This is a genomic window from Stenotrophomonas sp. 2YAF22 (assembly GCF_052114665.1).
GTDB lineage: Bacteria > Pseudomonadota > Gammaproteobacteria > Xanthomonadales > Xanthomonadaceae > Stenotrophomonas > Stenotrophomonas indicatrix.
In genome coordinates this window covers 1-4269 of sequence record NZ_JBFRFE010000375.1, presented here as the reverse complement: position 1 = coordinate 4269, position 4269 = coordinate 1, and the positions used below count along the sequence as shown (strand labels likewise).

General features: G+C 66.4%; 5 protein-coding genes. All 5 read left to right on the top strand.

The genetic code is table 11. The annotated features are described in order from the left end of the window. Positions 1-274: 274 nt before the first annotated feature. The gene (locus AB4Y84_RS14720) at positions 275-1279 is read left to right on the top strand and encodes an isocitrate dehydrogenase (RefSeq protein ID WP_312107104.1); all 1005 of its coding nucleotides are present in this window, start codon (positions 275-277) and stop codon (positions 1277-1279) included. 129 nt (positions 1280-1408) lie between these two features. Next, complete coding sequence (locus AB4Y84_RS14715) at positions 1409-1819, top strand: hypothetical protein (RefSeq protein ID WP_442243927.1); 411 nt, start codon at positions 1409-1411, stop codon at positions 1817-1819. A gap of 130 nt (positions 1820-1949) precedes the next feature. After that, on the top strand, positions 1950-2693 hold the full coding sequence (locus AB4Y84_RS14710) for a cysteine hydrolase family protein (RefSeq protein WP_442243926.1): 744 nt from the start codon (positions 1950-1952) through the stop codon (positions 2691-2693). A 53-nt stretch (positions 2694-2746) separates the two neighbouring features. After that, positions 2747-3655, top strand: a complete 909-nt coding sequence (locus AB4Y84_RS14705) for a LysR family transcriptional regulator (protein WP_428703526.1) — start codon at positions 2747-2749, stop codon at positions 3653-3655. Between the two features lie 26 nt (positions 3656-3681). Next, positions 3682-4269: sulfite exporter TauE/SafE family protein (locus tag AB4Y84_RS14700; RefSeq protein WP_442250349.1), on the top strand; the 588-nt coding region annotated here is incomplete at its 3' end.

The window sequence follows — 4269 nt, the reverse complement described above, 5'->3', positions numbered from 1 at the left end:
GGCCGGCACCCGGTGGACCCAAATCGGCAGAGGTTGCCGGCCAGCGGCCGGCACTACCGCGCATGCGCCGGGCCTTCCCCGCGATCCAGCAGCCCAGGAGCCCCCTTGTTGTTCAAGGGCGCGCGGGCAATTCTGCCTGAGCCGGGGACTGGGACCATGGTCTATTTGGGGCCTCGGCCCCGGCTCAGGCATAATTGCGGGTGAAACTTCCTTTGCGCCGGYGTTTCCGGGCACGTCCGGACGGCGTTTTTCCCCCTGTTCGGAACATCGATCAATGACGCAGAAAATTACGGTCATCCGCGGCGACGGCATTGGCCCGGAAATCATGGACGCCACCCTGTTCGTGCTCGACCAGCTCAACACTGGCCTGGAGTACGAAGACGCCGACGCCGGCCTGGTGGCCTTGGAGAAGCACGGCGATCTGATGCCGGCGGTGACCCTGGAATCGATCGCGCGCAACAAGGTCGCGCTGAAGAGCCCGCTGACCACCCCCGTCGGTGGCGGCTTCACCTCGATCAACGTCAGCCTGCGTCGTCACTTCGACCTGTACGCCAACGTGCGTCCGGCCCACACCTTCCCGAACACCAAGTCGCACTTTGAAAACGTCGACCTGATCACCGTTCGTGAGAACACCGAAGGTGCGTACCTGGCTGAAGGCCAGGAAGTGTCGGCCGACGGCGAGACCGCGTTCTCCGGCACCCGCATCACCCGCAAGGGCTCCGAGCGCATCGTGCGTTACGCCTTCGAGCTGGCCCGCAGTGTCGGCCGCAAGAAGGTCACCGCCGTGCACAAGGCCAACATCATCAAGTCGACCTCGGGCCTGTTCCTGGCCGTGGCGCGCGAAGTCGCCGCGCAGTACCCGGACATCGAGTTCCAGGAAATGATCGTCGACAACTGCTGCATGCAGCTGGTGATGCGTCCGGAACAGTTCGATGTGATCGTCACCACCAACCTGTTCGGTGACATCATTTCCGACCTGTGCGCCGGTCTGGTCGGTGGCCTGGGCCTGGCCCCGGGCGCCAACATCGGCAAGGACGCGGCGATCTTCGAAGCCGTGCACGGCACCGCGCCGGACATCGCCGGCCAGGGCAAGGCCAATCCGTGTGCCCTGCTGCTGGCAGCGGCACAGATGCTCGACCACGTCGGCCAGCCGGAAAACGCCGAGCGCCTGCGCAAGGCCATCGTCGCCACGATGGAAGCCAAGGATTCGCTGACCGGCGACCTCGGCGGCACCGGCAATACGATGGGCTTCGCCAAGGCGATCGCCAGCCGCCTGTAAGCGGCGGCTGTCCTGCTGGGGATCGTCGCACGCAGATTCCCGCAGCGCTTCGGGTAGTTGCAGACGGGCCGTCCTTGTACGGCCCGTCTGCGTTTTGAGCTGCGCGTTCTTCACCGACAGGTTTTATGGATGTCTGAGACGGCTGTGTGGATCCTGGTGGCTGCTGCCGTTTACCTTCTGGGCGTGGCCATCTACTTCGTCTTCTACTGGCCATGGTCCCGTTCGCAGCGCGCGCTGCGCCGCCTGCGCAGGGAGGGGGCACCCGTTCGCAGCATGCGGCGGTCCGAGGAGCGCGTACTGCAGTTGATCGAGTTTCCGGCAGGGGCGCCGGTTCTCCTGCTGGAAGGGGCCTGCGCGGAATTCGTCATCAGGAGTGCCAATGCGCCTCCCCGCCATGTCCACACTCTGGCTGGCGTGCCGGTGAAGTATCCGGCGAGCCTGAAGCATGCCCTGCGCACCGGTAGCAATACCGCCGAAGTCGTGCTCGGGCGCGAGTACGCGATGATCGTACGGCTCAATGGGGCAAAGCTGACCTCGTAACATCGCCCAAGCTCGACGGTACGAAATGATCTGTGCGATTCGTGCACAGATCGTGTGCCGGCCGATGGCTGGTTCGTGCATTCAATGCTCCTCATCCTGTGCCCACTTTCCACCGCACAGGAGCTTGACCATGAACCTCACTGCTTTCGGCCTGGCCGGCCTGATCGGCATGGCTGCCACTGCACCGGTTGTCGCCGCCGAGCCGGTCCACCCCACCATCCGGCATATGGCCGGCGCTCCGGCCGTCACCTCGCTCGACGCAGCGAAGACCGCCGTGCTGGTGATCGACTTCCAGAACGAGTACTTCGACGCCAGCGCCGCGCCCGGTTTCGCCGGTGGTCGCATGGTCATTCCCGATGGTGTGTCGGCCCTGAGGCAGACGCGTCGCGTGATCGACTTCGCTGATGCCAACGGCATCCGCGTGATCCATGTGCAGCACGTACTGCCGGCAGGCGCGCCGCTGTTTGCAGAGGGCAGTGTCAACGCGGCATTCCACCGTGACATGCAACCGCGCAAGGGCGAGACCGTGGTGCCGAAGGACAACGTCAGCGTGTTCGCCGGTGCCTCGGCAGCGGCACTGGACAAGGTGCTGAAGGATGCCGGTATCGACACCCTCATCGTCACCGGGCTGCAGACCCATGCCTGCGTTGCCGGTGCTGCACGCGATGCTGCGGCGGCGCCGCGCGGCTACCGGGTGATCGTGGCTTCCGATGCCTCTGCCAGCCGTGATCTGGATCTGGCCAATGGCGGGACCATCGGCCATCGCGCATTGCATGAGGCATCGCTGGCGCAGATCGAGGATGCCTTTGGCGATGTGATGACCACCTCGGCGATTCTGGCCCTTCCGGTGCGCAAGGCAGGCAACGGCACTTGATAAGCTGGCGGGGTCCGCAGCCTGCGGGCCCCGCCGACTGGAGCGCGCTGCCGATGGACCATTTCGCCGCCCTGCGAGCCCTGCGCGCGATCGTCGACGCCGGCAGTTTCACTGCCGCCGCCGAGCGGCTGGGTACCACCCATTCGGCGATGTCGCGGCAGCTGCGTCAACTTGAAGAGCACCTGCAGGTGCGGCTGCTGGATCGCAACAGCCGGCGGCTGTCGCTGACCGAGGCCGGGCGCGACTACTACCGCGAGGCGGTGGCGCTGCTTGACCGGCTGGAGGCCGCCGATGACCGTGCGCGGGCCGGCCAGGCCCAGCCCAGCGGGCGCGTGCGGGTCAGCGTGCCACAGGTGGTCGCCAGCCAGGAGTTGCCGCATTGGCTGCCTGGCTTCCTGGCGCGCTATCCGCAGGTTGCGCTGGAACTGTCGGCCGACGATCAGCTCGTCGATGTGGTCGGCGGTGGCTTCGACCTCGCCCTGCGCATCGCGCCGTCCTTGCCTGACAGCCAACTGGTCGCCCGTGAACTGGCGCGATGCCCGCGCATCCTTGTTGCGGCCCCGGCCTACCTCGCCCGGTATGGACTGCCTCGACAGGTGGCCGATCTGCAGAACCACACGCTGTTGGCATTCAACCCGGTTGCGGCGATGTCCCCGTGGCAACTGCACGGGCCGCGCGCTGCCATCGTCAGCGTGGAAGCAGGCCAACGACTGCGCGTGGACGCCACGCCGGCACTGTATGCGGCCGTGCTGGCCGGCATGGGCATCAGTCTGTTCACCGCGCTTACGGTGCAGGAAGACCTACGCGCCGGCCGCTTGATCCGCGTGCTGCCCAGCTGGCACGGTGGCACGCGCTGCTATTTCGCGCTGTATCCCCATGCACGTGCGCTGGCGCCGAAGGTGCGCGCGCTGGTCGATCATCTGGCTGCGCATTACGCTGCAGCGTCGGGTGCGGCAGGGTAGTCGCACGGCAGCGGCAAGGAGTGGGGATGGAGTCTGTGTATCTGCTGGTCGCCCTGGGTGCGATCGTCGCGGGGTTCGTGCAGGGCCTGTCGGGTTTCGCGTTCGGCATGGTCGCGATGTCGTTCTGGGCGTGGGGGCTGGATCCCCGGCTTGCGGCGACGCTTTCGGTGTTCGGCGCGCTGGTCGGCCAGTTGCTGGCGGTGTTCACCGTGCGCCGTGGCTTCAACCTGCGCCTGCTGCTGCCGTTCGTGCTCGGTGGGTTGGCGGGCATTCCGCTTGGCGTGCTGGTGCTGCCGCAGCTGGACATGGTCTGGTTCAAGGCGCTGCTGGGAGGATTCCTTGCGCTGTGGTGCCCGGTGATGCTGATGGCGCGTTCGTTGCCACGGGTCACCGTTGGCGGCCGGTTCGGCGACGCGCTGGCCGGTATGGCCGGCGGTGTGCTCAGTGGCATCGGTGGCTTCGCCGGACCGGTACCGACGCTGTGGAGCACGCTGCGTGGCTTCGGCAAGGACGAGCAGCGCGCGGTCATCCAGAACTTCAACCTGGCGATGCTGGCGGTGACCATGGCCACCTATGTCGGTACCGGCATGGTCACCCTGCAGATGCTGCCGTAC